General features: G+C 69.6%; 25 protein-coding genes and 1 riboswitch. Of the genes, 19 read left to right on the forward strand and 6 right to left on the reverse strand.

Translation table 11 applies throughout. The annotated features are described in order from the left end of the window. Positions 1–349 precede the first annotated feature (349 nt). From ACGFU7_RS43905 to ACGFU7_RS43915, 3 genes are all read left to right on the forward strand, one after another. Complete coding sequence (locus ACGFU7_RS43905) at positions 350–985, forward strand: ATP-dependent Clp protease proteolytic subunit (RefSeq protein ID WP_393704053.1); 636 nt, start codon at positions 350–352, stop codon at positions 983–985. 7 nt (positions 986–992) lie between these two features. Next, complete coding sequence (locus ACGFU7_RS43910; RefSeq protein WP_393704016.1) at positions 993–1,301, forward strand: hypothetical protein; 309 nt, start codon at positions 993–995, stop codon at positions 1,299–1,301. Between the two features lie 436 nt (positions 1,302–1,737). Then, a riboswitch (cyclic di-AMP (ydaO/yuaA leader) is annotated at positions 1,738–1,910 on the forward strand. A 3-nt stretch (positions 1,911–1,913) separates the two neighbouring features. Further along, complete coding sequence (locus ACGFU7_RS43915; RefSeq protein ID WP_393704018.1) at positions 1,914–2,387, forward strand: C40 family peptidase; 474 nt, start codon at positions 1,914–1,916, stop codon at positions 2,385–2,387. A gap of 82 nt (positions 2,388–2,469) precedes the next feature. Here ACGFU7_RS43915 and ACGFU7_RS43920 read toward each other — a convergent pair whose 3' ends face one another. Beyond that, the gene (locus ACGFU7_RS43920) at positions 2,470–3,105 is read right to left on the reverse strand and encodes a LysE family translocator (protein ID WP_393704019.1); all 636 of its coding nucleotides are present in this window, start codon (positions 3,103–3,105) and stop codon (positions 2,470–2,472) included. Positions 3,106–3,177: 72 nt separating this feature from the next. Between ACGFU7_RS43920 and ACGFU7_RS43925 the strand changes: the two genes are divergently transcribed. Next, complete coding sequence (locus tag ACGFU7_RS43925) at positions 3,178–4,116, forward strand: LysR family transcriptional regulator (protein ID WP_393704020.1); 939 nt, start codon at positions 3,178–3,180, stop codon at positions 4,114–4,116. A 43-nt stretch (positions 4,117–4,159) separates the two neighbouring features. Here the strand turns inward: ACGFU7_RS43925 and ACGFU7_RS43930 are convergent, their stop codons facing one another. Beyond that, positions 4,160–4,591, reverse strand: coding sequence for an ATP-binding protein (locus tag ACGFU7_RS43930; RefSeq protein ID WP_393704022.1), 432 nt, complete (start codon positions 4,589–4,591; stop codon positions 4,160–4,162). Between the two features lie 204 nt (positions 4,592–4,795). Here ACGFU7_RS43930 and ACGFU7_RS43935 point away from each other — a divergent pair, with 204 nt between their 5' ends. Beyond that, on the forward strand, positions 4,796–5,656 hold the full coding sequence (locus ACGFU7_RS43935) for a helix-turn-helix domain-containing protein (protein WP_393704024.1): 861 nt from the start codon (positions 4,796–4,798) through the stop codon (positions 5,654–5,656). Positions 5,657–5,680: 24 nt separating this feature from the next. Beyond that, the gene (locus ACGFU7_RS43940) at positions 5,681–5,887 is read left to right on the forward strand and encodes a DUF397 domain-containing protein (RefSeq protein ID WP_393704025.1); all 207 of its coding nucleotides are present in this window, start codon (positions 5,681–5,683) and stop codon (positions 5,885–5,887) included. On the opposite strand, the gene ACGFU7_RS43945 is transcribed toward ACGFU7_RS43940, so the two are convergent. After that, on the reverse strand, positions 5,880–7,022 hold the full coding sequence (locus tag ACGFU7_RS43945; RefSeq protein ID WP_393704027.1) for an 8-amino-7-oxononanoate synthase: 1,143 nt from the start codon (positions 7,020–7,022) through the stop codon (positions 5,880–5,882). The two genes, ACGFU7_RS43940 and ACGFU7_RS43945, sit on opposite strands and share 8 nt — an antisense overlap. A gap of 142 nt (positions 7,023–7,164) precedes the next feature. On the opposite strand from ACGFU7_RS43945, the gene bioB reads away from it, so the two are divergent. The 4 genes from bioB (at position 7,165) to ACGFU7_RS43965 (ending at position 11,076) form a co-directional block, all read left to right on the forward strand. Continuing rightward, positions 7,165–8,331: a biotin synthase BioB gene (gene bioB / locus ACGFU7_RS43950; protein ID WP_393704028.1), complete on the forward strand. Its 1,167-nt coding sequence runs from the start codon at positions 7,165–7,167 to the stop codon at positions 8,329–8,331. After that, positions 8,324–9,628, forward strand: coding sequence for an adenosylmethionine--8-amino-7-oxononanoate transaminase (locus ACGFU7_RS43955; protein ID WP_393704029.1), 1,305 nt, complete (start codon positions 8,324–8,326; stop codon positions 9,626–9,628). The genes bioB and ACGFU7_RS43955 overlap by 8 nt, the downstream gene beginning before the upstream one ends. 1 nt (position 9,629) lies before the next feature. Further along, positions 9,630–10,319, forward strand: coding sequence for a dethiobiotin synthase (bioD, locus tag ACGFU7_RS43960; RefSeq protein ID WP_393704030.1), 690 nt, complete (start codon positions 9,630–9,632; stop codon positions 10,317–10,319). 79 nt (positions 10,320–10,398) lie between these two features. Continuing rightward, complete coding sequence (locus ACGFU7_RS43965) at positions 10,399–11,076, forward strand: class I SAM-dependent methyltransferase (protein WP_393704032.1); 678 nt, start codon at positions 10,399–10,401, stop codon at positions 11,074–11,076. 31 nt (positions 11,077–11,107) lie between these two features. On the opposite strand, the gene ACGFU7_RS43970 is transcribed toward ACGFU7_RS43965, so the two are convergent. Both ACGFU7_RS43970 and ACGFU7_RS43975 read right to left on the reverse strand, forming a co-directional pair. Next, on the reverse strand, positions 11,108–11,479 hold the full coding sequence (locus tag ACGFU7_RS43970) for a fic family toxin-antitoxin system, toxin component (RefSeq protein WP_393704034.1): 372 nt from the start codon (positions 11,477–11,479) through the stop codon (positions 11,108–11,110). Then, entirely contained in the window at positions 11,476–11,703 is a 228-nt protein-coding gene (locus ACGFU7_RS43975) for an antitoxin (protein WP_393704036.1), read from the reverse strand. The genes ACGFU7_RS43970 and ACGFU7_RS43975 overlap by 4 nt, the downstream gene beginning before the upstream one ends. Positions 11,704–11,752: 49 nt before the next feature. Here ACGFU7_RS43975 and ACGFU7_RS43980 point away from each other — a divergent pair, with 49 nt between their 5' ends. The 7 genes from ACGFU7_RS43980 (at position 11,753) to ACGFU7_RS44010 (ending at position 19,541) form a co-directional block, all read left to right on the forward strand. Then, positions 11,753–11,938 carry a hypothetical protein gene (locus ACGFU7_RS43980; protein ID WP_393704038.1) on the forward strand — a complete coding sequence of 62 codons (186 nt, stop codon included), beginning with the start codon at positions 11,753–11,755 and terminating at the stop codon, positions 11,936–11,938. A gap of 35 nt (positions 11,939–11,973) precedes the next feature. Continuing rightward, positions 11,974–14,703, forward strand: a complete 2,730-nt coding sequence (locus tag ACGFU7_RS43985) for a SpoIIE family protein phosphatase (RefSeq protein ID WP_393704039.1) — start codon at positions 11,974–11,976, stop codon at positions 14,701–14,703. Positions 14,704–14,849: 146 nt separating this feature from the next. Beyond that, complete coding sequence (locus ACGFU7_RS43990; RefSeq protein ID WP_393704041.1) at positions 14,850–15,275, forward strand: GNAT family N-acetyltransferase; 426 nt, start codon at positions 14,850–14,852, stop codon at positions 15,273–15,275. Between the two features lie 174 nt (positions 15,276–15,449). Then, positions 15,450–16,787 carry a hemolysin family protein gene (locus tag ACGFU7_RS43995; RefSeq protein WP_393704042.1) on the forward strand — a complete coding sequence of 446 codons (1,338 nt, stop codon included), beginning with the start codon at positions 15,450–15,452 and terminating at the stop codon, positions 16,785–16,787. After that, positions 16,784–17,803, forward strand: coding sequence for a hemolysin family protein (locus ACGFU7_RS44000; protein WP_393704044.1), 1,020 nt, complete (start codon positions 16,784–16,786; stop codon positions 17,801–17,803). The genes ACGFU7_RS43995 and ACGFU7_RS44000 overlap by 4 nt, the downstream gene beginning before the upstream one ends. 140 nt (positions 17,804–17,943) lie before the next feature. After that, a complete protein-coding gene (locus ACGFU7_RS44005) occupies positions 17,944–18,600 on the forward strand; it encodes a LysE family translocator (RefSeq protein WP_393704046.1) in 657 nt (218 codons plus the stop codon). Between the two features lie 92 nt (positions 18,601–18,692). Then, on the forward strand, positions 18,693–19,541 hold the full coding sequence (locus ACGFU7_RS44010) for an SGNH/GDSL hydrolase family protein (RefSeq protein WP_393704047.1): 849 nt from the start codon (positions 18,693–18,695) through the stop codon (positions 19,539–19,541). Positions 19,542–20,240: 699 nt separating this feature from the next. Here ACGFU7_RS44010 and ACGFU7_RS44015 read toward each other — a convergent pair. Beyond that, positions 20,241–20,759 (reverse strand): TetR/AcrR family transcriptional regulator, encoded by a 519-nt coding sequence (locus ACGFU7_RS44015; protein WP_393704049.1) that lies wholly within the window; start codon positions 20,757–20,759, stop codon positions 20,241–20,243. A 131-nt stretch (positions 20,760–20,890) separates the two neighbouring features. Between ACGFU7_RS44015 and ACGFU7_RS44020 the strand changes: the two genes are divergently transcribed. Together ACGFU7_RS44020 and ACGFU7_RS44025 are read left to right on the forward strand one after the other, a co-directional pair. Further along, positions 20,891–21,949 carry an aldo/keto reductase gene (locus ACGFU7_RS44020; protein WP_393704051.1) on the forward strand — a complete coding sequence of 353 codons (1,059 nt, stop codon included), beginning with the start codon at positions 20,891–20,893 and terminating at the stop codon, positions 21,947–21,949. Between the two features lie 201 nt (positions 21,950–22,150). Then, the gene (locus ACGFU7_RS44025; protein WP_393704052.1) at positions 22,151–22,378 is read left to right on the forward strand and encodes a hypothetical protein; all 228 of its coding nucleotides are present in this window, start codon (positions 22,151–22,153) and stop codon (positions 22,376–22,378) included. Positions 22,379–22,458: the final 80 nt, after the last annotated feature.

Consider the following 22,458-nt stretch of genomic DNA (forward strand, 5'->3'; position numbering starts at 1 on the left):
CGTCCTCGCCGCATGGGCCGGGCATGCCAACGCCACCTTCACCAAGCGGGTGTACGTCCACCCGAGCCACGAGGACCTCCGCGTCGCCTCGGACCACCTCACTTCTCTACTCGGTTTCAGTGAGGGCGAAGCAGCCTGATGATCAAGACGTCTAGAGATTGTGAGATATCCGCCCTCAGCGAACAGTCAAAACAGCCTCCGACCTGGGACTTTTAGTGGATCACCAGGATCACGCTCCCATCATAACCTTCTGTACGTCCTGTACATTTTTTACAGACGCTTGTGCGGGCCCCCGTACAGACGCTTGTGCAGGCCCCGCACAGACCCCGGAGGAGAGGCACCGCCAATGCTGTTCCGTCCCACCGCCCGCTATGTACTGCCCGAGTTCACCGAGCGCACGACCAACGGGACCCGCACCCTCGACCCGTACTCCAAGCTGCTCGCTGAACGGATCGTCTTCCTCGGCACCCCGGTCGACGACACCGCGGCCACCGATCTGATCGCGCAGTTCATGTATCTGGAACACGACGCCCCGGACCGGCCCGTGTCGCTCTACATCAACTCCCCCGGCGGCTCGTTCGGAGCCATGTCCGCGATCTACGACACGATGCAGTACCTCACCTGCGAGGTGGAGACCTACTGCCTCGGCCAGGCCGGTTCCTGCGCGTCGGCGCTGCTCGCCGCGGGCGCTCCCGGCCGGCGGCACGCACTGCCCGGTGCCAGGGTCGTCGTGCAGCAGCCCGGGCTCGCCGAGCCGGTTCAGGGCCAGCCGTCCGATCTGGAGATCGAGGCAAAGGAATTGGAACGGGTCCGCGCAGTGCTCACCACACTGTTGGCCCGTCACACGGGCCGCAGCGCCGAGCAGATCGCCACCGACATCGAGCGCGACCTCATTCTCGATGCGGCGGGCGCCAAGGCGTACGGCCTGGTGGACCACATCATGGAGAACCGGAAGTCGTCGCTCCCGCCGCGCAGTGCGAGGTGAACGCCGGATGCAGCCACCGGAGTTGCCGCCGCTGCCCGCACTGACGTGCGCCGAGGGGGAGTTCATCGACTGCTACCTCGAAGTCCTCGACCAGCTGGGCCGGATCAACCCGGCCCGCGGCAGCGACACCTATGGCGCACTGCGCGCCGCACAGGCGCTGGCCTCACGGGCGGCCGCGCTGCGGGACGCTCTTGCGTTGATGCATGAGCGCGGCGAGGCGCAGATCCACGCTGTCACCCTGGCGCGGGCACTGCGCGTGCTGGACGGGGAGCGGCGGGCCGGACGCGTCACCGTACCCCCCGCTCAGGCGAGTTGAGCAGCGCACTTCGTCTCCACTGCTGGCTGAGTACGGTCAACTCCCCCCGCCTTCACCACCGCCGGGATTCGCCCAACAAACTCCGAACCCACCTCCGACGGGCTTCGCCCAACGCCCCTGCACGACACGCCCGGCAGGCACATCAAAATTCCTAGCTCGTTCGGCGTAGGAAATCCCCCTCGCGAGGGACATCTCCACTTGCACTCTTCGCGAGGGCAGCGAACGGAATTCGTCAATCCGATCCTGGTGCGAGACGGGTCCCGAGTGACCGGCACGGCCTCAGAATTCATCCGCTTTACCCGAACGGGTCAAACGTGAGGAGCCTCACATATCGTCGTTTCCCTTCGGAAATCCGGCAGTCGGTGAGTCAAGATCCCTGGGACGACAAGCCCCCGCCACCGCGGCGGGGCGGTCCGGGCGGACGCCGAGTCCTGCCGCCGTCCGGATGCCTGGTCGACAGAAGTGGATCGGCAGGAGTGGAGGACCCGAGCACAACGGGTCGGCCGGAACATCGGTCGACCCTCGGGGTGAAGCCGCCGAGCGCGGCCGGGCAACTTCGCCAGCCCGAACCCGACAGGTCATCCTTCACAGGCGGCTGACGAAGGGTTGCGCATGACTGCGCAGGTTAATGTCCCGTCTCTGCTCGCCCGGGCCGGCACGGCCTCGGTTCTGACACTGGCCGCCGTCGGCGGCACCATGCTCGCCCCGGGCGCCACGGCCCAGGCCCAGGCAGCGACTCTCTCGATGAAGGCACTCAACATCGCCGCGTCGAAGAAGGGTTCGCCGTACAGGTGGGGGGCCACCGGCCCCAACCGCTTCGACTGCTCGGGTCTGACGGCCTACTCGTTCAAGAAGGCGGGCAAAAAGCTCCCGCGCACGGCACAGCAGCAGTACAACAAGACCCGCCATATCTCGGCCTCGCACAGGCGACGCGGCGACCTGGTCTTCTTCCATTACGGCCGCAGCATCTTCCACGTGGGGATCTACGCCGGCAAGGGCAAGATCTGGCACTCGCCGAGGACCGGCTCGGTGGTCCGGCTGGAGAAGATCTGGACGAAGAGCGTCTATTACGGGCGGGTCCGCTGATCTCCGTCCGGCGGATCAGGCCCTCACCCGGGCCGTGATGCGCCGTACAGGCCCAGGTCCGGGCGGCTGATCCGCTCGTCACTCAGTGCAGCAGAGGGCCGGACACCAGCACCAGCCCCAACGCGGTGAGCGCCGCGCCGCTGCCGCCCTCGATGGCGCGGGCGGTACGCGGCCGGCGCAGCCACCGGCCCAGCCGGTCCACCAGAAGCGCCACGGCGGGGAACCAGATCAACGCAAGCAGCACCACGATCGTCGCGAGCAGCAGGGTTCTCGGGAGTGGCGGCTGCCCGTCGGGAACGAACTGCGGCAGCAGGCTCAGAAAGAGCACCGGCGCCTTGGGATTCAGGGCGTTGGTGAGGAAGCCCTGGCGCAGCGCGCGTACGGTTCCCTGCCCTGCGGGTTCGCCCGCGGCCTCACCCGACCCGCCCGTGGTGCGGCGCCGCGCCGCGTACAGGGCAGTGATGCCGAGGTAGAGAACGTATGCTCCGCCGAGCAGCTGGACAGTGCGGAACAGTACGGGCACCGTCACCAGCACCGCGGCAAGCCCGGCGACGGCCAGTCCGGTGTGCACGAGGAGTCCCCCGGCAACGCCCAGCGCGGTCGCCACCCCCGCTGACCGGGAGGTGAGCGCGTTGCGTACGACGACGGTGAAGTCCGCGCCCGGCAGTGCGACCATTCCTGCGGCGACGGCGGTGAAGGCGATCAGTTGTGCGTCCATGGGTCCACCCTGGCCCGGCGAAGCCTTTAGCGTGTACTTGCAATCTTCTGGGTCTGCCAAAAGGAACGCTTAATGTACGACCCGACACGGCTCGCGGCGCTGGTGGCAGTCGCGGAGGCCGGATCGATCACCCGGGCCGCCGCCCGCCTCGGCTACACCGCGCCCGCGCTCTCCCAGCAGATCGCCAAGCTGGAGCGGGAGGCGGGCGCCGCACTGCTGGTGCGACACCACCGAGGGGCCCGTCTCACGGCCGCGGGCGAGCTGCTGGTCGGACGCGCGCGGCGGATCCTCGACGAGATGGACCTGGCCCGCCATGAACTGGCCCGTCTCTCCGGACTCTCCGGCGGACGCCTGCGGGTCGGCACGTTCACCACGGCGGGCATCCATCTGCTGCCGCCGGTGCTGAGCGCCTTCCGCCGTGCCCACCCGGATGTGGAACTGGCGGTCACCGAGTACGAGCCGCCGGACGGGGTCGCGGCGGTGGCCGCGGGCGAAGTCGACCTCGCGCTGACCCATGTGTACGAGCCGGCTGCCGCAGCGGCCTGGCCCTCCGGGGTATTCGCCGAACCGCTGCTGGTCGAGGAGCTGGTCCTGATCACCGCGGTCGGGCAGATGCTGTCCGAAGGCACCGGGAGACTGCCGGTGACGGAGCTTGCGGGGCGGCCGCTGATCAGCAGCGCGCCGACGCATCCGCCGCGTCGTGGGGTGGAACAGGCGTTGGCCGCGGTGGGGGCGACACCCGCCGTGGTCTGCGAATCGCCCGGCTATGCGCTGGTGTGTGCGCTGGTCAGCGCGGGCATCGGAATGGCGGTCGTCCCGGAGATGGTTGCCGCGATGTCGTCGACGCCGCTGTCCGTGCGGCGGCTGGAACCCGATGCGTTCCGGCGGACGATCTCGATGGTGCACCGCGGCGACCGGGCGAGCGCCGCGGCGGCAACGCTCCAGGCGCTGTTGCGCAGTGGGTTCGGGCGGGCGGCCTCGGCGCAGCGGCCGGGCGGCGAGGGCGGGTGACCACGCGGTCGGGAGACCGGGAGGCGGCGGATCGGACGGTCGGTCAGCTCTGCACGGGGATGCTCCACGGGAGCGCGATCCAGACCGTCTTGCCGCCGTCGGCGGTGGGGGTGACGGTGAGCCGGCCCCCGTACTCCTTGGCCAGACAGCGGATGATCACCATGCCGCGCCCGTTGTCCTGCTGAACGGCGGCGGGCAACCGCCGGGGCCGGCGCGGGTGACTGTCCGTCACCCCCAGATGCAGCTGTTCCTCCCGCTCCAGCCTCAGGTCCACGGTGAAGGTGGGCGACTGTCCGAGGGTGTGCTGGACGGCATTGGTCGCCAGTTCCGAGACGATGAGCCGGATGCTGTCGGCGAACTCCGTGTCGGCGGTCAGTCCCCATTCGGTCAGCACCCTGGCCACATAACTCCGGGCCGACGAGACCGAGACCGGCTCGCTCGGCAGAGTGACGCTTGCTTCCTGATGGTCTGCCATGGCGAGCCGTCCCTTTCCCACCCGGACCGACCCGCGACCGGTCCCGGTTGTGCTTCGCGCCAGATTGCCACTGATGCTGCCCTCCGTGACGGCGATCCACCAAGATATGCATATATCTGTCGCTCAATGCGGTGAACCCTGCCGCTCAAGACCGCGTGCGGGCGTCACACTGTCCGCTCGGCAGAAAAGAGAGGGAGGCCGCAGATGCAGCACGGCCCTGCGGTACGACGGCGCAAGCTCGGGGAGGAGCTCCGGAGTCTTCGCCATGCGTCCGGACTGACCAGTCGGGACGCCGCGCGGATGCTCGGCTGGCACCAGTCGAAGGTGAGCCGGGTCGAGACCGGTGTCAGTGGGGTGCAGCCGGCCGATGTGACCCGGCTGCTGGACGCGTACGGCGTGGACGACACGCAGCTGCGGACGCTCCTGGCCGCGCTGGCGGGTTCGGCGGGCGGTGGCGGCACCGGGTGGTGGCATGCCTATCGCGGTCTGATCCCGCCGCAGTACCGCGACTTCATCAGTCTGGAGTCCCAGGCGCGGACCGCGCGGACCCTGGAAACGTCGGTGGTGCCGGGGCTCCTGCAGACGGCCGACTACGCACGTGCGGTGACCCGGGCCTCGCTGGACGGGTTACCCGCCGGCCAGCTGGACTCCCTGGTAGAGGTGCGGCTCGCCCGGCAGGGGGTGCTGCGAACCGATCCGCCGCTGCGGCTGAGTGTGGTACTCGACGAGGCGGTGCTGCGGCGCGAGGTCGGCGGGCGCCGGGTGATGAGAAACCAGCTGCGCCATCTGACTCGTGTGGCTCAACTGCCCCACGTGGAACTTCAGTTGCTGCCGTTCTCGGTCGGTGGCTATGCCGGCCTCACCGGACCTTTCGTTATCTTCTCATTTCCGAACACTTCTGATCTGGACGTGGTAGTTCTCGACCATTTGACGAGTAGCCTCTATCTGGAGCGGAAAGAAGACCTTGAGGCGTACAGCTCGGCCTTCCGCACGATGCAGGCACACGCGCTGTCGCCGCAGCACTCGTTGGACCTCATCACCGCGATCGACCGTGACGGTCGGTGACCCCGGACGGCCCGAGGGGGGCTCATGTCGGATTGCCTCGCACAGCACGAGTTACGGTGGCGGCGCAGCAGCCACAGCACGGGTATGAACAACTGCGTGGAGGCCGCGCCGTTCGGTGACGGGCGGCTGGCCGTGCGGGACTCCAAGGATGTGTCCAGGCCACCGCTGCGGTTCTCCGCGGCGGCCTGGACATCTTTTGTCTCCCGCCTGCACCGGGGTCCGGTCAGCTGACGGGAGCGGTCCGGCGCACGATGGCCACGGCGGTGGCGATCTGCTCCTGGGTCAGATCCGCTCGCGCGGTCAGCCGCAGCCGGGAGACACCGTCCGGCACAGACGGCGGCCGGAAGCATCCCACCGCGATTCCCGCGGTGCGGCAGTCGGCCGCCCAGCGCACCGCAGCGTCCGCCGAGGGCGCCCGCACCGAGACCACGGCCGCGTCGGGGCGTACAGCGGTCAGACCCGCCGCGGTCAGCCGCTCGTACAGAGCGGTGGCGACCGCACCGGCCCTGCCGGCGCGTTCCGGCTCGCGACGGAGCAGCCGCAGGCTCCCCAGAGCGGCGCCCGCCGCGGCCGGCGCGAGACCCGTGTCGAAAATGAACGTCCGGGCCGTGTTGACCAGGTGTTCGATGACCCGGGCCGGACCGAGGACCGCTCCGCCCTGGCTGCCGAGGGACTTGGAGAGGGTGAGCGTGGTGACGATTCCTTCGCCGCCCGCGAGTCCGGCGGCGGCGAGCGCGCCCCGGCCGCCTTCCCCCAGCACGCCGAGGCCGTGCGCGTCGTCGACGAGCAGTGCGGCGCCCTCCGTCCGGCAGGCGTCGGCCAGTTCGGGCAGCGGCGCGGCGTCGCCGTCGACCGAGAAGACCGAGTCGGTCACCGCCAGCGCCCGTCCCCCGTGTGCCTGCAATGCCTTGCGTACCGCATCGGGATCGGCATGCGGCACGACAGCGGTCTCGGCCCGGGAGAGCCGGCAACCGTCCACGATCGAGGCGTGGTTGCCCGCGTCGGAGACGATCAGCGATCCGTGACCGGTGAGCGCGGTGAGGGCGGCGAGATTGGCCGCGTAGCCCGATGACAGCACCAGGGCCGCCTCGAAACCGCAGAAATCGGCCAGTTCGCGTTCGAGTTCGGCGTGCAGTGCGGTGGAGCCGGTGACGAGCCGCGATCCGGTCGCTCCCGCACCCCATCTGCGCGCGGCCTCGGCCGCGGCAGCGGTGATCTCGGGGTGCCGGGTCAGGCCCAGATAGTCGTTGCTCGCAAGGTCCAGAAGTTCTGGTTCGGCGGGCCGGGGGCGCAGCGTGCGGACGAGTCCGGCGTCCGCGCGGCGGCGCGCCTCATCGTGGATCCAGTCGAACGGGGCGAAGGGCATGAGCGGTCCCTTTTGTAGGCAGCTCACAGACCCTAACCGGGGGCGCAGCAGGTCATGGTGTGGCAATACACACACCCTCGACGGGCTCTGTTGTCCGGTTCCTCCTTGGCTGCGGGCCGTCCCGTAGGCCAGGATCAACGCCATGGACCTCCTGAACACGCTGGTGGACAAAGGACTGCGGCGCGAGCTGCCGACCCGCGAAGAAGCACTCGCCGTACTGGCGACCTCGGACGACGATCTGCTTGAGGTGGTGGCCGCGGCCGGAAAGGTGCGCCGTCAGTGGTTCGGGCGGCGCGTGAAGCTGAACTATCTGGTCAACCTCAAGTCCGGACTCTGCCCGGAGGACTGCTCGTACTGCTCGCAGCGGCTCGGTTCGAAGGCCGAGATCCTCAAGTACACCTGGCTGAAACCCGACGAGGCGTCGAAGGCCGCCGCCGCCGGGGTGGCGGGTGGCGCCAAGCGGGTGTGTCTGGTGGCGAGCGGTCGCGGTCCGACGGACCGGGACGTCGACCGGGTGTCGGAGACCATCGAGGCGATCAAGGGCCAGAACGAGGGCGTCGAGGTGTGCGCCTGCCTCGGTCTGCTCTCCGACGGACAGGCCGACCGGCTGCGGTCGGCGGGCGCCGACGCGTACAACCACAACCTCAACACGTCCGAGGGGACGTACGGGGACATCACCACCACCCACACCTATGCGGACCGGGTGGAGACCGTGCAGCAGGCGCAGGCCGCCGGGCTCTCGGCGTGCTCCGGGCTGATCGCCGGGATGGGTGAGAGCGACACCGATCTGGTCGATGTCGTCTTCTCGCTGCGCGAGCTGGACCCGGACTCGGTGCCGGTGAACTTCCTGATCCCGTTCGAGGGAACCCCGCTGGCCAAGGAGTGGAACCTCACCCCGCAGCGGTGTCTGCGCATTCTGGCGATGGTCCGGTTCGTCTGCCCGGATGTGGAGGTGCGGCTCGCCGGCGGACGTGAGGTGCATCTGCGCTCGATGCAGCCGCTCGCCCTGAACCTGGTCAACTCGATCTTCCTGGGCGACTACCTCACCAGTGAGGGGCAGGCGGGGCAGGCGGATCTGGACATGATCGCGGACGCCGGATTCGAGGTGGAGGGAGCGGGGACGACGACGCTGCCTGCGCACCGTGCTCAGGCGGGTGGCGGCTGCGGTTCGCACGACGGCGGGTGCGCCCCCTGTGGCGACGCGCCCGGGGAAACCGCTGCCGAGCCCGGCGAGGTCCCGGCTGCACGCACGGATCTGGTGGCGGTCCGCCGTCGCGGCGCGGGTACGGATCTCGCCCCCAATGCGTGAGGTCCTCTCCCCGGCCGAGCTGCGGTCCCTGGACCGGGCCCACGTCTGGCATCCGTACGGCCCGATGCCAGGACGTCAGGAGCCGCTGGTCGTGGAGTCCGCGTCCGGGGTACGGCTCCGGCTCGCCGAGCCGGCCCATGGGCAGCACGAATTGGTCGACGGCATGTCGTCGTGGTGGTCGGCGGTGCACGGCTACAACCACCCGGTGCTCAACGAGGCGGCACGCGGTCAGCTGGACCGGATGAGTCATGTGATGTTCGGCGGGCTCACCCATGAGCCCGCCGTGCGGCTGGCCACCCGGCTGGTCGAGATCACCCCGGAGCCGCTGCAGCATGTCTTCCTCGCCGACTCCGGGTCGGTGTCGGTCGAGGTCGCGGTGAAGATGTGTCTGCAGTACTGGCGGTCCGTGGGGCGGCCGGCCAAGCAGCGGCTGCTGACCTGGCGCGGCGGCTACCACGGGGACACCTGGCAGCCGATGTCGGTGTGCGACCCCGAGGGTGGCATGCACGAGCTGTGGTCGGGCGTACTGCCCCGGCAGATCTTCGCGGACGAACCGCCGGCCGGTTTCGACGCGGAGCCGGATGGAGCGTACGTACGACACCTGTGGGAACTGATCTCGGAGCACGCCGACCGGCTGGCCGCGGTGATCGTGGAGCCGGTGGTGCAGGGCGCGGGCGGGATGCGGTTCCACTCCCCCGCCTATCTGCGGGTGCTGCGCGAGGCATGCGATGCGCATGACGTGCTGCTGGTGTTCGACGAGATCGCCACGGGTTTCGGCCGTACGGGGAAGCTGTTCGCCGCGGAGCATACGGGGATCTCGCCCGATGTCATGTGCGTGGGCAAGGCGCTGACCGGCGGCTATCTGACGATGGCGGCGACGCTGTGCACCTCACGGGTGGCGGAGGGCATCTCGCGCGGCAAGGTGCCGGTGCTGGCGCACGGGCCTACGTTCATGGGCAATCCGCTCGCCTCCGCGGTGGCGTGCGCCTCCATCGACCTGCTCCTCGGCCAGGACTGGGAGAAGGAGGTCGAGCGGATCGGCAGCGGTCTGCGGGACGGTCTCGCTCCTGCTGCGGAGCTGCCCGGGGTACGGGAGGTGCGGGTGCTGGGCGCGATCGGCGTCGTACAGCTCGATCACGAGGTGGACATGGAGGCCGCGACCGGGGCGGCGGTACGGGAGGGCGTGTGGCTGCGGCCGTTCCGCGACCTCATCTACACGATGCCGCCGTATGTGACCGGTGACGAGGATGTGGCGCGGATCTGCCGCGCCGTGTGCGCGGCTGCGCGGGAGGGCTGAGATGTCGGTTCTGGTGGTGACGGGTACGGGCACGGAGATCGGCAAGACGGTCGTGACCGCGGCCGTGGCGGCGGCGTGCCGGGATCGCAGCGTCGCAGTGCTCAAGCCCGCGCAGACGGGGCTGTCCCCCGGCGAGCCCGGCGATGCCGCCGAGGTGGCAAGGCTTGCGGGCGGCCATGTGACCGCGGTCGAACTTGCCCGGTTCCCCGATCCGTTGGCACCTGCCACGGCTGCCCGCAGGGCCGGTCTCCCGCCGGTACGGCCGTACGAGATCGCCGAGGCGGCCGAGAAGCTGGCGACCGAACACGATCTGGTGCTGATCGAGGGCGCGGGCGGACTGCTCGTACGGTTCGACGACGACGGCGCGACCCTGGCCGACGCGGCCCGGCTGCTGGGCGCACCGGTGCTGGTCGTGGCTCCGGCCGGACTGGGCACGCTCAACAGCACCGCGCTGACCTCGGAGGCCCTGCGGGCCCGGGGGCTGGAGTGCCTCGGTGTGGTGGTGGGCAGCATGCCCGCCGAGCCGGACCTCGCGGCGCGCTGCAATCTGGAGGACCTTCCGGTGGCTGCGGGCGCCCCGCTGCTGGGTGCGGTGCCGGCCGGTGCGGGGGCGCTGGCGCCCGCCGACTTCCGTGCCCGGGCCGGGAGTTGGCTGGCGGCGGAACTGGGCGGGAATCGGCCGGCCGACTGAGCGACTGGGCCGTGCGGGACGGGGGAGAATCGAAGTAGCCGTACCTTTCCGGTCGAGCGCCGTGTCGAGGAGGTCCGTCATGCGTCTGCGCAGCACGAAAATCCCGGAGGACGCGGTGCACCACCCCGTCTTTGCCCGGTTCTACGCCCGGATGAGCGTGGCCGCGGAGACCGGGGCGGGGCTGGCCGCGGTGCGCTCGGAGCTGCTGGCCGGTATGTCCGGCCGGGTCATCGAGATAGGTGCGGGCAATGGCCTGAACTTCGCGCACTACCCGCCCGCGGTGTCGGAGGTGGTGGCCATCGAACCCGAGCGCAGCCTGCGGCAGTTGGCGGTGCGGTCGGCGCTGCGTGCCGGAATTCCGGTGGATGTGGTGCCAGGCGCGGCGGAGGCCCTGCCGGTGAAGAGCGAGGCGTTCGACGGGGCCGTCACATCGCTGGTGCTGTGCACCGTACGGAATGTGGAGCGTTCGCTCGCGGAGATCGTACGGGTGCTGCGGCCCGGCGGTGAGCTGCGCTTCTTCGAGCATGTACGGGCCGATGACCGGGCCATGGCAGCGACCCAGCGGGCGCTGGACCGTACGGTCTGGCCGCTGGTGGCGGGCGGGTGTCACACGGCGCGCGACACCCTGGCCGCCATCGAGAGGGCCGGGTTCACGGTGGAGACCTACCGCAGGGTCAGGATGCCCGACTGGGGAATCCGGCTGCCCACGTCCGCATGTGTGCTGGGCGTGGCGCGGCGGCCGGCCACGGTGGACTGACGCATCGGTGCACCACCGCGTACCGGCGGTGTCACAGACTCCACTGGCGCAGTTCGTCGGCGATGGCCCGGACGTCCGCCTTGCCCTCCTTCACCAGTCGGGCCAGGTCGCGCACCTGCTCGGGCGAGGTGATGACCTTCAGCCCGGAGGCGATGAGATAGCCGTATGCGACGGCCGAGGAGAACATCGCGTTGGAGTGTTCGAGCGCGGGCACATGGAGCAGCAACTGCAGAAGGGCAGCGGCCCTGGAGTGCGGGTCGCTGTAGACGGGGCTGCCGAAGATCTCGGCCTCATGACGGGCCACCGCAGCCACGAGCGCACCCCAGTCGACGACCTGCGGATCACCGGGAGTCTTGTGTTCGGCCACCATGAGCAGCCAGGAAAGGTCGATCTGGAGGTTCAACGCGTGCCTTTGCGCTCCGGGCCGAACTCCTCGGCGAACACCGACTCGTACTGCTTCATGAAGTCGGCCGCGGCTTCGACAAAGGTGTGTCCGACCTCGCCCGCATCCTGCTTCACGAGCTCCTCTATGTAGCGGTTCACGCTCACCCCCCTCTGCAGCGCGCGCTGTCGCGCGGCCTCGGCGGTGGCCTCGTCCACTCTCACGTTCAGCTGAGTCTTGGTCACAGAAACACGCTAGCGCGGGTGTGCTAGCACCGGCAAGAGGAGCCTTACGGTGCCCCGTACACCGGTCGCCCGTGACCGCATGGCGGAATTCGTCCTCCACATCCTCCGTAGGCTCTGCGCGGGCGCCGCCCAGGGCAAGGAGCACGGCACCGCCGGGATGCGGGGTCCCTCGGAAGCCGCTTGCGACAGCCGCGCGCTCCCGCTCGAAAGGCCCCCCCTGGCCTGCCTCGCCTGACGCGCCGTCGACCTTGCGGTGTTACAAAGGGCAATGTGGCCAAACGTTTCGGCCGATTCCGGAACGCACCGGTTCGGTCACTCACGGACAAGCACCCCCAGAGCCTCGCCGGGCAGGTCTTCGCCCTGCAGGTGGCTGTGGTGGTGCTCCTCGTGGCGGCCGCGGTGCTGGCGCTCCTGCTGCAGTCCCAGCACGACACCAACGCGGAGGCGAGACAGCGTTCCGTTGCCGTCGCAGAGACGTTCGCGCACTCACCTGGCGTCGTGGCCGCACTGAATACGCCTGATCCCTCCAAGGTCCTCCAACCGCTCACCGAGGTGGCGCGGAAGGCGGCCGGCGTCGACTTCATCGTCGTGTTGAACACGAAGGGGATCCGGTACACGCATCCCCAGCCGAGCCGGATCGGGAAGAAGTTCGTCGGCACCATCGCGCCATCGCTGGCCGGCCACGTGTACACCGAGAGCGTGAACGGCCCACTCGGCCGCGAGGTGCAGGCGACCGTCCCCATCTACGATCACCGGCACAAGGTCGTGGGCCTGGTGTCTGCCGGCATGAAGGTCAAAAACGTGGCCAGCGTGGTGTCCCGGCAGATTCCGATCATCCTCGGTGCCGGAGCGGCCGCGCTCGCCATGGCCACGGCCGGGACGGCGCTGGTGGCCAGGCGGCTGCAGCGGCAGACCCACCGTCTGGGCCCCGCCGAGATGACTCGCATGTACGAGCATCACGACGCGGTGCTGCACGCCGTACGCGAAGGCGTGCTCATCGTCAGCAACGACGGTCGGCTGCTGCTGGCGAACGACGAGGCCAGACGGCTGCTGGATCTGCCGCACGACGCCGAGGGGCGGCACATCTCGGACCTGCCCAGCCTTGAGCCGGGCACGGTGGAGCTGCTGACCTCGGGCCGCGCGGCCACGGACGAAGTGCACCTTGCGGGGAACCGGCTGCTCGCGGTGAACCAGCGGCCCACGGATCGTCACGGTGGCCCCAAGGGGACGGTCGCGACCTTGCGTGACTCCACAGAGCTGCGGGCGCTGTCCGGCAGGGCGGACAGCGCCCGCGAGCGCCTGAGGCTGCTGCACGACGCCGGGCTCGGCATCGGTACCACCCTCGACGTGGTGCGTACGGCCGAGGAACTGGCGAAGGTCGCGGTCCCCCGGCTCGCCGACTTCGTCACCGTCGATCTGGCCGACCCGGTCCTGCACGGGGACGAGCCGACCAACGCGGGTACGGACATGCGCCGCACCGCCGTCCAGGGCATCCGGGACGACCATCCCCTCTATGAACGCGGCCGTCTGATCGACTTCCTCCCCTCCACGCCGCAGGCAAAGGCCTTCGGCAGCGGCCGGTCGGAGCTGGTGCCCGACCTGTCCGCCGCGCCGGGCTGGCTCGCCCAGGACCCGGAGCGGACACAGAGGGTCGTCGAGTACGGCATCCATTCGCTCATCACCGTGCCCCTCCAGGCACGGGGCGTCATTCTGGGCATGGCCAACTTCTGGCGCTCGGAGAAGCCGCAGCCGTTCGAGGAGGACGACCTGTCCCTGGCCGAGGAACTGGTCGCCCGGGCGGCGGTCAGCATCGACAACGCCCGCCGCTACACCCGTGAGCACGCCCTGGCCGTGACCCTGCAGCGCAGCCTGCTCCCGCGGGCGCTGCCCGAGCAGAGCGCTCTGGAGGTCGCCCATCGTTACCTGCCCGCGGTCTCCGGGGTGAGCGGCGACTGGTTCGATGTGATCCCGCTCCCGGGCAGTCGGGTGGCGCTGGTCGTCGGGGATGTCGTCGGCCACGGCCTGCACGCAGCCGCCACGATGGGACGACTGCGCACGGCCGTGCACAACTTCTCCACCCTCGACCTGCCGCCCGACGAGATCCTCAACCACCTCGACGACCTGGTCGGGCGCATCGACCAGGAGGAGGTGGAGACGGCCGCCGGTGCGGGGATCACGGGCGCCACCTGCCTGTATGCGATCTACGATCCCGTCTCCCGCCACTGCGCCATGGCACGCGCCGGGCATCCCCTGCCCGCACTGGTCCAGCCCGACGGCAGTGTGTCGTTCCCCGATCTCCCGGCCGGGCCGCCCCTGGGCCTGGGCGGTATGCCGTTCGAGACCGAGGAACTGGAGCTGGCGGAGGGCACGCAGCTCGTTCTCTACACCGACGGGCTCATCGAGGACCGCACCCGCGACATCGACGTGGGGATCGAGCTGCTGCGTCAGGCCCTGGCGTCCCATCCCGACCGGTCGCCGGAGGAGAGCTGCCAGGCGGTGCTGGACGAGCTCCTGCCCAACCGGCCGAAGGACGATGTGGCGCTGCTCATCGCCCGCACACGGGCGATCCCGCCCGACCACGTCGCCGACTGGGACGTGCCGTTCGATCCCGCCGCTGTGGCGGGGATGCGTGCCGCCGTGGCCGAGAAGCTCGACGACTGGGGTCTGTCCGAGCTTGAGTTCGCCATGGAGCTGGTGCTGAGTGAGCTGATCACCAACGCCATCCGCTACGGTTCCGCACCGGTCACGATACGACTCCTGCTCGATCGCACCCTGACCTGCGAGGTGGCCGACAGCAGCAGCACCTCGCCCCATCTGCGGTACGCCGCTGCGCTGGACGAAGGAGGCCGCGGCCTGTTCCTCGTCGCCCAGCTGACCGAACGCTGGGGCACCCGCTACACCCCCCAGGGAAAGGTCATCTGGGCGGAGCTCTCGCTGCCCCGAGCCGACGGGAGCGTGGACGGCACGGCGTTCTTGAGCATCCTTGACGCGGAACTCTGACTGCTGGATCGACTGGTCCCCCGGAGGCGCCGCGGAAGGCCACCACCCTTCGCCTGTACGCGTCCGGGACCAAGACTCCGTGCCCCTCGGTTCCTCAGCGAGGAAATCGTTCGCCGAGCGGGCCGTCGCTCTGCTTGGCTCGCCCGATGAGTGATCTCCACATCCGTTGCGCCAACCTCACAGATATCGACGCCGTGTTGCAGTTCTGGCGCGAAGCCGCAGAAGGAACGAGCATCAGCGACGACTACGACGGGGTGGCGCGACTCATCTCAAGAGACCCCGAAGCCCTGCTTCTCGCAGAGCGTGACGATCTTCTCGCGGGAACCGTCATAGCCGGTTTCGACGGTTGGCGATGCTCCGCCTACCGGCTGGCCGTACGCCCGGACTGCCGCCGGCAAGGTATCGCCACCGCCTTGATGGAAGCAGCGGAACAGCGATTCATCGCCCTGGGCGGGCGACGGGTGGACGCCATGGTCCTGGAGGCCAACGAGCGGGCACACCGCACGTGGGCTGCGGGTGGCTACCAACGCGAGGACCGCTGGCGGCGCTGGGTGAAGCCCCTCACGGACTGACGCGATCACCCGAAAGGGCGGACGACTTTGCTGATCCTTTACGATGGGTGGTCTCCTGACCAATCCTTCCGAAAGGTGTGAGCGTCCGCCCATGGGCGAGCCTCCCAGTAGTCGGCACCGCCGACATCGAGCGATCCTCCTGCCCCTGCCCGATCATGGGACGGAGGTGAACCGATGACCGAAGTGCTTCTGCTGCTCGTGGCGGTATTGCTCTCGCTCGCCTGCGGCGCCTTCGTCGCGGCCGAGTTCTCTCTCACGACCGTCGAGCGCGGTCAGCTCGAACGGGCCGTGGAGCAGGGTGAGCGCGGCGCGGCGAGCGCCATGAAGGCCGTACGCAGCCTCACCTTCCAGCTTTCCGGCGCACAGCTCGGCATCACCGTCACCAATCTGGTGGTCGGCATGCTCTCCGAACCGTCCATCGCGAAGCTGATCCGCGGTCCGGTGGAGGCCGTGGGCGTGTCCCCCGGCGTGGCGTCCACCCTGGCTCTCGTCCTGGGAACCGCGCTGTCCACCGTATTCCTGATGGTCGTCGGCGAACTCGTCCCGAAGAACTGGGCGATCTCCTCCCCGCTCGCCATGGCGAAGGCCGTAGCAACCCCGCAGCGGGCCTTCACCGCCATCTTCCGGCCGTTCATCAGCCACCTCAACAACACCGCGAACCGGATCGTGCGCCGCTTCGGTCTGGAACCGGCCGAGGAGCTGGCCTCGGCGCGCAGCCCGCAGGAGCTGGTGGCGCTGGCCCGGCACTCGGCGAAGGCGGGCGCACTGGAGGCGGACACCGCGGAGCTGTTCGTCCGCACCCTCAATCTGGCGGAGCTCACGGCGGAGAACGTCATGACCCCGCGGGTGCAGGTCACCGCCCTGGAGGTGCAGGCGACCGCCGAGGACGTCGCGAACGCCACCCGAGCGACCGGGCTGTCCCGCTTCCCCGTCTACCGCGGCAGCCTGGACACCGTCGTCGGCGTGGCACACATCAAGGACGTGCTGGCCATCCCGGTCGAGCAACGGCCCCGCACACGCGTCTCGGAGATGCTGCGCGAGCCCCTGCTCGTACCGGAGACCCTCACCGTGGACCGGCTCCTGGACCGGCTGTCCGGCAAGCTCGCCATGGCCGTCGTCATCGACGAGTACGGCGGGACGGCCGGCGTCGTGACTCTGGAGGACATCGTCGAGGAGGTGGTCGGCGAGGTGCGCGACGAGCACGACCCGCACGAGACGCCGGACCTGGCACCGGCGGGCGAGGACGCCGACGGACGGACCCTGTGGTCGGCCGACGGCGCCGCCCGCCTGGACCAGCTGAAGAGGATCGGACTGCGGGTGCCGGACGGACCGTACGAAACACTCGCCGGACTTGTCGCCACCGAGGTCGGCCGCATCCCTGCCGTCGGTGATTCGGTCGAGCTGGCCGGCTGGCGGGTCGATGTGGTGGACGCCTCCGGGCGCCGTGCCGCGCGGGCCCTGCTGCATGCGCCGCTGCCGGGCGACGACGAGCAGACAAGGGACGCACGATGATCGCCGTCCAGCTCTTCATCGGACTGATGACCCTGGTCGTCAACGCCTTCTTCGTCGGCGCCGAATTCGCGCTGATCTCCGTACGCCGCAGCCAGATAGAACCGGAGGCCGAGAACGGGAACCGGCGGGCACGAAGCGTCATCTGGGGCCTCGAACACGTATCGGCGCTGCTCGCGGCGGCGCAGCTGGGCATCACCCTCTGCACGCTGGTCCTCGGTATCGTCGCCGAACCGGCCATAGCGCATCTGCTGGAGCCCGTCTTCGACGCGGTGGGTGTGCCGCACGGACTGGTCCATCCGATCTCGTTCGTGATCGCACTGTCCGTGGCGACGTATCTGCACATGCTGCTCGGCGAAATGGTGCCGAAGAACATCGCACTGGCCGAGCCCGTACGGGCCGCGCTGCTGCTCGGACCGCCGCTGGTGACCCTCGCCAGGACGCTGCGCCCGGTGATCTTCGCCGTCAACGCCTTCGCCAACGCGCTGCTGAAACTCCTGCGGGTCGAGACGAAGGACGAGGTGTCCGCCACGTTCTCCGACGACGAACTGGCCCGGCTGGTGAAGGACGCCGGGGACGCCGGGCTGGTCGACGACCGCGCGGCCGAGCGCCTGCACCACGCCCTTGAGCTGGGCCGTCGCCCGGTGCGGGATGTAGTGATGCCCGTGGAGCGGGTGGTGTACGCCAGGATCGGAACGACGCCGGAGCAGTTGGAACAGCTCTCGTACGAGACCGGTTTCTCGCGTTTCCCGGTGATGGACAGCGAGGCGCGGATCCTGGGCTACCTCCATGTGAAGGACGCCCTGGACGCCACACCGCGCGATGTGCCGTTCCCCGTGACGGCGATGCGGCCGATTGCCCGGGTGCGGGCCGACACGCCGCTCGACGACGTACTGACCGCGCTGCGGCGCAGCCGCACACATCTGGCAGCGGTTGTGGACGAGGACGATCGACTGGCCGGAATGGTCACGATGGAGGACGTGCTGCGCGAACTGGTGGGCCGGCCGCAGGCACGCTGACCGGTGGGCGGGGGCTGCTGGAGGCGAGGTGCGGGTTCAACCGGGGCAGGCTGACCGGTGGCCGGCGGGGCGCGGTGCGGGTTCGGCCGCGCCCCCCCTGCGGAGGGGCCCGCCACTTGACTCGGCTAATCTGACAGTCCATGGCAATCAGCACCGCAATATGGTCATTCGCCCTGGTCGTAGGGCTGCTCACCCTCACTCCCGGCCTCGACACGGCCCTCATCCTTCGCACCTCGGCGCTCGGCCGCCGCAAGCGTGCGCTTGGTGTCGTCCTCGGCATCCAGAGCGGCACCCTGGCCTGGGGCGCGCTCACCTCGCTCGGTGTCACGGCACTGCTCACCGCCTCGCACGTCGCGTACGAAGCGCTGCGTTACGCCGGAGCCGCGTATCTGCTCTGGATGGGCGGACGCATGATCATCAACACCTTGCGCGGCCGGGACACCGAGGGGGTGGAGGCCCCGGGGGCCGAGGCTCGTGCCCTGACTTCTCAAGGAACCGACAGCCTCGCTGCCGGGTGGCGGCAGGGCGCACTGACCAATCTGCTCAACCCGAAGATGGGCGTGTTCTACGTTGCCGTCCTGCCCCAGTTCATCCCGGCAGGCGCCCCGCACTTCGCCACAGGCCTCCTGCTGACCGGAGTACACATCGTGCTGGGCCTGCTCTGGTCGGCGCTGCTGGTCGCCTTCGCTCAGGTTCTGCGGGGCTGGCTGCAGCGCCCGCAGGCCCGCCGGCTGCTGGACCGGATCACCGGAACCGTCATCGCCGGGTTCGGCCTTCGGCTGGCCCTGAGCGACTGAGGTCGCGGCCGCGGGCAGCGCACTGCCGCGCCCGGTAGCCGGCCGACGCCTCCGGAAGGGGTCGGACCCCACCGCGATAGGATCGCATCGCCATGGAAATGAATGCCTCCTACACCAGTCTTGTCACGGTCGGCGACTCGTTCACCGAGGGCATGTCGGACCTGCTGCCCGACGGCTCGTACCGGGGCTGGGCCGATGTCCTCGCCGGACGGCTCGCGGTCCGTACTCCGGGATTCCGCTACGCGAATCTCGCCGTACGGGGCAAGCTGATCGGCCAGATCGTCGACGAGCAGGTCGATGTGGCCGCCGCCATGCAGGCGGATGTGATCACGCTCGTCGGCGGTCTCAATGACACGCTGCGGCCCAAGTGCGACATGGTCATGGTCCGCGGACGGCTCGAAGAGGCCGTGGAACGTCTCGCGCCCTCATGCAGGAAGCTTGTGCTCATGCGCAGCCCCGGCCGCAACGGCCCGGTGATGGAACGTTTCCGTCCGCGGATGGAGGAGCTGTTCTCTCTGGTCGACGAGTTGGCGGCCCGCCACGGAGCATCGGTCGTTGATCTGTACGGAGCACCGGCCCTGGGCGATCCCCGCTTGTGGGACGTCGACCGGCTGCATCTCACGGCCGACGGGCACCGCAGGGTGGCAGAGGCGGTCTGGCAGACGCTGGGGCTGCCGCCGGAGAACGACTGGCAGACGCCGCTCCCGGCCGCCGTGCCCCCGAAATGGGCGATACGACGCGTCGACGACCTCCGCTTCGCCCGCCGCCACCTGGTGCCGTGGATCGGCCGCCGTCTCACCGGCCGCTCGTCCGGGGACGGGCGGGCGGGCGCCCAGTACAGCGCCGAGCTGGGGAGGGCGTTCTGGGTCACCCCCGAGGATGCCCGCGACCCCGGCCCGGTGGCGACGTGGCGCCAGGTGGACGTGACTCCGCTCTCGTAGCGACCCATAAACCGGACCGCGGCGCCGGCCTGCACAAACCGCCAGGAGAATCTGGCGCAAGGTATGCATGGCATGGATCCGTCCGCGAGCAGCCGCTACTGCCCGAACAGCATCGTGCAGATCGTCCACCGCGGTCCGTACGACCTGACCTCGTATGCGAACTCGGTAGCCAACCTCCCAAGCCTCGGTTACCGCGGAGACGACACCGATCTGGTGGAGACCCCCGTCGAGGCGGTCAACCAAGTATGTCCCGTTCCCGGCGAGCATGAAGCAGGCCACCGGAAGCGTCAGCCCGACGCTGCCACGGCCGGCCGATGTCATCGAAAAGCTGGGGATGTGGCAACCATGGCCGGATCCGTCTTGGCAGTCATGGCTCACCCCATCTCGACATTGCCGGCCTCCGCCCAGTCGGCCACCGGCGGCACCGCCTGGTGGCCAGGTGCGGTGAGTATGTGTCGCTGACGATCGCGAACAGATGTCGCATCTCCCCGTCCGCAGAGAAGTTCACGCCCACCAGCGAAAACGCAGCGATCACGTGCGGTAGGACCACCGCGCCGTCGCAGAACACGCAGGTTTCGAGAGTGCTACTGCGAGCGATTTGATGGACAACGGGCGCGTTCCGGGGTGCTCGCAGAACTTACCCAGATGACTATTTGTGAGCGTCGACCCTGGTCTCGCGGCTGCCCGCAACGCCGAAGTTCAGGGCTCGCCGGTGCTCAGTCCGTCCAGGGCGAGGTCGAGGAGGCGTTCGGCCTGGTCGCGCTGATCGGGCTTGCCCGCGGCGAGCGCGATGCCGGTGAGCATCGTGAGCATGTCGGTGGCGCTGATGTCGGCTCGGAGGGTGCCGGCTTCGACGCCGGCCTGCCGCAGGGAGGAGAGGGCCTCCGGCATCAGGTCCTGGCTGTGGCCATAGGGGTTGCCGCCCGCGGCGATGGCGGCCCGCAGGGCGTCGGCCATGCCGGGCTTCGCGCCGGCGTAGTCGATGAAATGGCTCATCCAGGCGCGCGGGGCCTCGCGCGGCGGCAGGGTTGCCAGGAGGCCGGGGGCGGCGTCGCAGAGTTCGGCCACCTCGTTGCGGTAGGCGGCCTCGATCAGGCTCTCCCGGGTGGGGAAGTTCCGGTGCAGGGTGCCGCTGCCCACGCCCGCCTCCTTGGCGATGCACTCAAAGTGTGTGTTGAGGCCCTCGGTTGCGGCGATGTCTTCAGTTCTGTCGTCCACTGTGAGACACACGCCTTCCACCTGGGCATCGGGCATTGCGAAGCGCCATCGCTGTCGCACGTCACGCAACCGATGAGGCGCATCCGACAACACGCCTCGCCCCGGGGCGCTCCACCGAAAGGACCACACTCATGCAGTTGAAATCGTTCCGTACGCTGGGCCGCTCCGGCCTGCGGGTCAGCCCGATCACCTTGGGGGGACTGACCTTCGGCGACGCCGACCGGGGCGCCGACGACCAGACGTCCACCGCCCTCCTGGACCGCTACCTCGCTGCCGGCGGCAATTTCATCGACACCGCCAACGTCTACAACGGAGGCCGCTCCGAGGAGACCATCGGCGCGTACTTGGACAAGCACCGGGGACTGCGCGACCGGCTGGTGATCGCGACCAAATTCGCGGGTGGCATGTTCCCCGGCGACCCGAACGGCGGCGGTGCCGGCCGCAAAGCGATCATGCAGCAGGTAGAGGGCTCGCTGCGCCGCCTGGGCACCGACTACATCGACTTGTACTGGCAGCACAACTGGGATCGGCACACCCCGCTGGACGAGACGCTCTCGACCCTGGACGACCTGGTCCGGGCCGGGAAGATCCGTTACATCGGGCTGTCCGACACCCCCGCATGGGCGGTAGCCCGCATGGCGACCATCGGGGAACTGCGGGGCTGGGCGCAGGTGGCCGCCATCCAGGTCGAATACTCCCTGCTGAGCCGCACCGTGGAGGGCGAACAGTTCGGCGTCGCGCGGGAACTCGGGCTCGGCGTCACTCCGTGGAGCCCGCTGGCCAGCGGTGTGCTGACCGGCAAGTACACCCGCGAGAACGCGTCCCCGGCGGGCTCGGGGCGGGCGTGGCAGGCCGCCCGGCACCTGAGCGAGGACACTTTCGCCGCCTTGGACCTGCTCCGCAGGATCAGCGAGGAGCTGGGGGCCTCGATGGCCGCGGTCGCGCTGGCCTGGGTCCGGCAGCAGCCCGAGGTGACCTCGACCATCATCGGGGCCCGCACTGTCGAGCAGCTCGACGCCAACCTCGCCTCGTTGGACGTGGCCATCCCCGACGGGCACCTTGCCGAGCTCGACGAGGCGACCCGGCCGCAGCTGGAGTTCCCAGCCGACCTCCTCACGAACATCGCCCCCTCCTACCAGCAGGCCGGCGCGACCATCAACGGAGTCGAATCCAGCGAATTCCGCAACTGACACCGGTGAAGGCGTCGATACGAACCACCCATGGCGGGTGTGGGGAAACCTTCTGCCCACCCACCCCGCTGCGGATGCGAGCGGACGCCGGGGGCGCCAACGCCTCGTGCCGTGCTGCAGAAGCAGCTGCTTCGGCAACCGTGCCGGCTCTGCGGATTCACTCCGCGCGAGCGTCCTGGTGTCCTGTGAAGCTTCCCCTTTTTGTCCGCGCTCGTGCCCACCGCGCCGCGCGATCTGATCACGCCGAGGTCCGTGCAGACCTGCGCGAACTCGGCGGTGGTGTTCGCGCTCGACGCCACGGCCGGCCGCGACACCGGCGACGCCCCCGTCGTCCGTGTCAGTTGTGTCGGCGCGGACAGCGGGGAGGCGGTGGCCGTGGACGAACTGCGCGCGGCGCCGTCGCGAAGGATCCTACCGATGGTGGGCTGACGCCACGGACGAATCACCGGCCCGCGCAGACCTCGGGAACAGAGCGCACAGCAGCGCCGGACCGTTAGCCGGTCCGGCGC

Origin of the sequence: Streptomyces sp. NPDC048473, assembly GCF_043200155.1 — a bacterium.
GTDB lineage: Bacteria > Actinomycetota > Actinomycetes > Streptomycetales > Streptomycetaceae > Streptomyces.

Bases quoted from the DNA above. Each gene is read 5' to 3' on its own strand.
- bioD (WP_393704030.1), top strand. From the start codon at position 9,630: ATGTCGGTTCTGGTGGTGACGGGTACGGGCACGGAGATCGGCAAGACG.
- ACGFU7_RS44010 (WP_393704047.1), top strand. From the start codon at position 18,693: ATGGAAATGAATGCCTCCTACACCAGTCTTGTCACGGTCGGCGACTCG.
- ACGFU7_RS43965 (WP_393704032.1), top strand. From the start codon at position 10,399: ATGCGTCTGCGCAGCACGAAAATCCCGGAGGACGCGGTGCACCACCCC.
- ACGFU7_RS44000 (WP_393704044.1), top strand. From the start codon at position 16,784: ATGATCGCCGTCCAGCTCTTCATCGGACTGATGACCCTGGTCGTCAAC.
- ACGFU7_RS43935 (WP_393704024.1), top strand. From the start codon at position 4,796: ATGCAGCACGGCCCTGCGGTACGACGGCGCAAGCTCGGGGAGGAGCTC.
- ACGFU7_RS43930 (WP_393704022.1), bottom strand. From the start codon at position 4,591: ATGGCAGACCATCAGGAAGCAAGCGTCACTCTGCCGAGCGAGCCGGTC.
- ACGFU7_RS43995 (WP_393704042.1), top strand. From the start codon at position 15,450: ATGACCGAAGTGCTTCTGCTGCTCGTGGCGGTATTGCTCTCGCTCGCC.
- ACGFU7_RS43955 (WP_393704029.1), top strand. From the start codon at position 8,324: ATGCGTGAGGTCCTCTCCCCGGCCGAGCTGCGGTCCCTGGACCGGGCC.
- ACGFU7_RS43990 (WP_393704041.1), top strand. From the start codon at position 14,850: ATGAGTGATCTCCACATCCGTTGCGCCAACCTCACAGATATCGACGCC.
- bioB (WP_393704028.1), top strand. From the start codon at position 7,165: ATGGACCTCCTGAACACGCTGGTGGACAAAGGACTGCGGCGCGAGCTG.
- ACGFU7_RS43910 (WP_393704016.1), top strand. From the start codon at position 993: ATGCAGCCACCGGAGTTGCCGCCGCTGCCCGCACTGACGTGCGCCGAG.
- ACGFU7_RS44020 (WP_393704051.1), top strand. From the start codon at position 20,891: ATGCAGTTGAAATCGTTCCGTACGCTGGGCCGCTCCGGCCTGCGGGTC.
- ACGFU7_RS44005 (WP_393704046.1), top strand. From the start codon at position 17,944: ATGGCAATCAGCACCGCAATATGGTCATTCGCCCTGGTCGTAGGGCTG.
- ACGFU7_RS43920 (WP_393704019.1), bottom strand. From the start codon at position 3,105: ATGGACGCACAACTGATCGCCTTCACCGCCGTCGCCGCAGGAATGGTC.
- ACGFU7_RS43945 (WP_393704027.1), bottom strand. From the start codon at position 7,022: ATGCCCTTCGCCCCGTTCGACTGGATCCACGATGAGGCGCGCCGCCGC.
- ACGFU7_RS43940 (WP_393704025.1), top strand. From the start codon at position 5,681: ATGTCGGATTGCCTCGCACAGCACGAGTTACGGTGGCGGCGCAGCAGC.
- ACGFU7_RS43915 (WP_393704018.1), top strand. From the start codon at position 1,914: ATGACTGCGCAGGTTAATGTCCCGTCTCTGCTCGCCCGGGCCGGCACG.
- ACGFU7_RS43925 (WP_393704020.1), top strand. From the start codon at position 3,178: ATGTACGACCCGACACGGCTCGCGGCGCTGGTGGCAGTCGCGGAGGCC.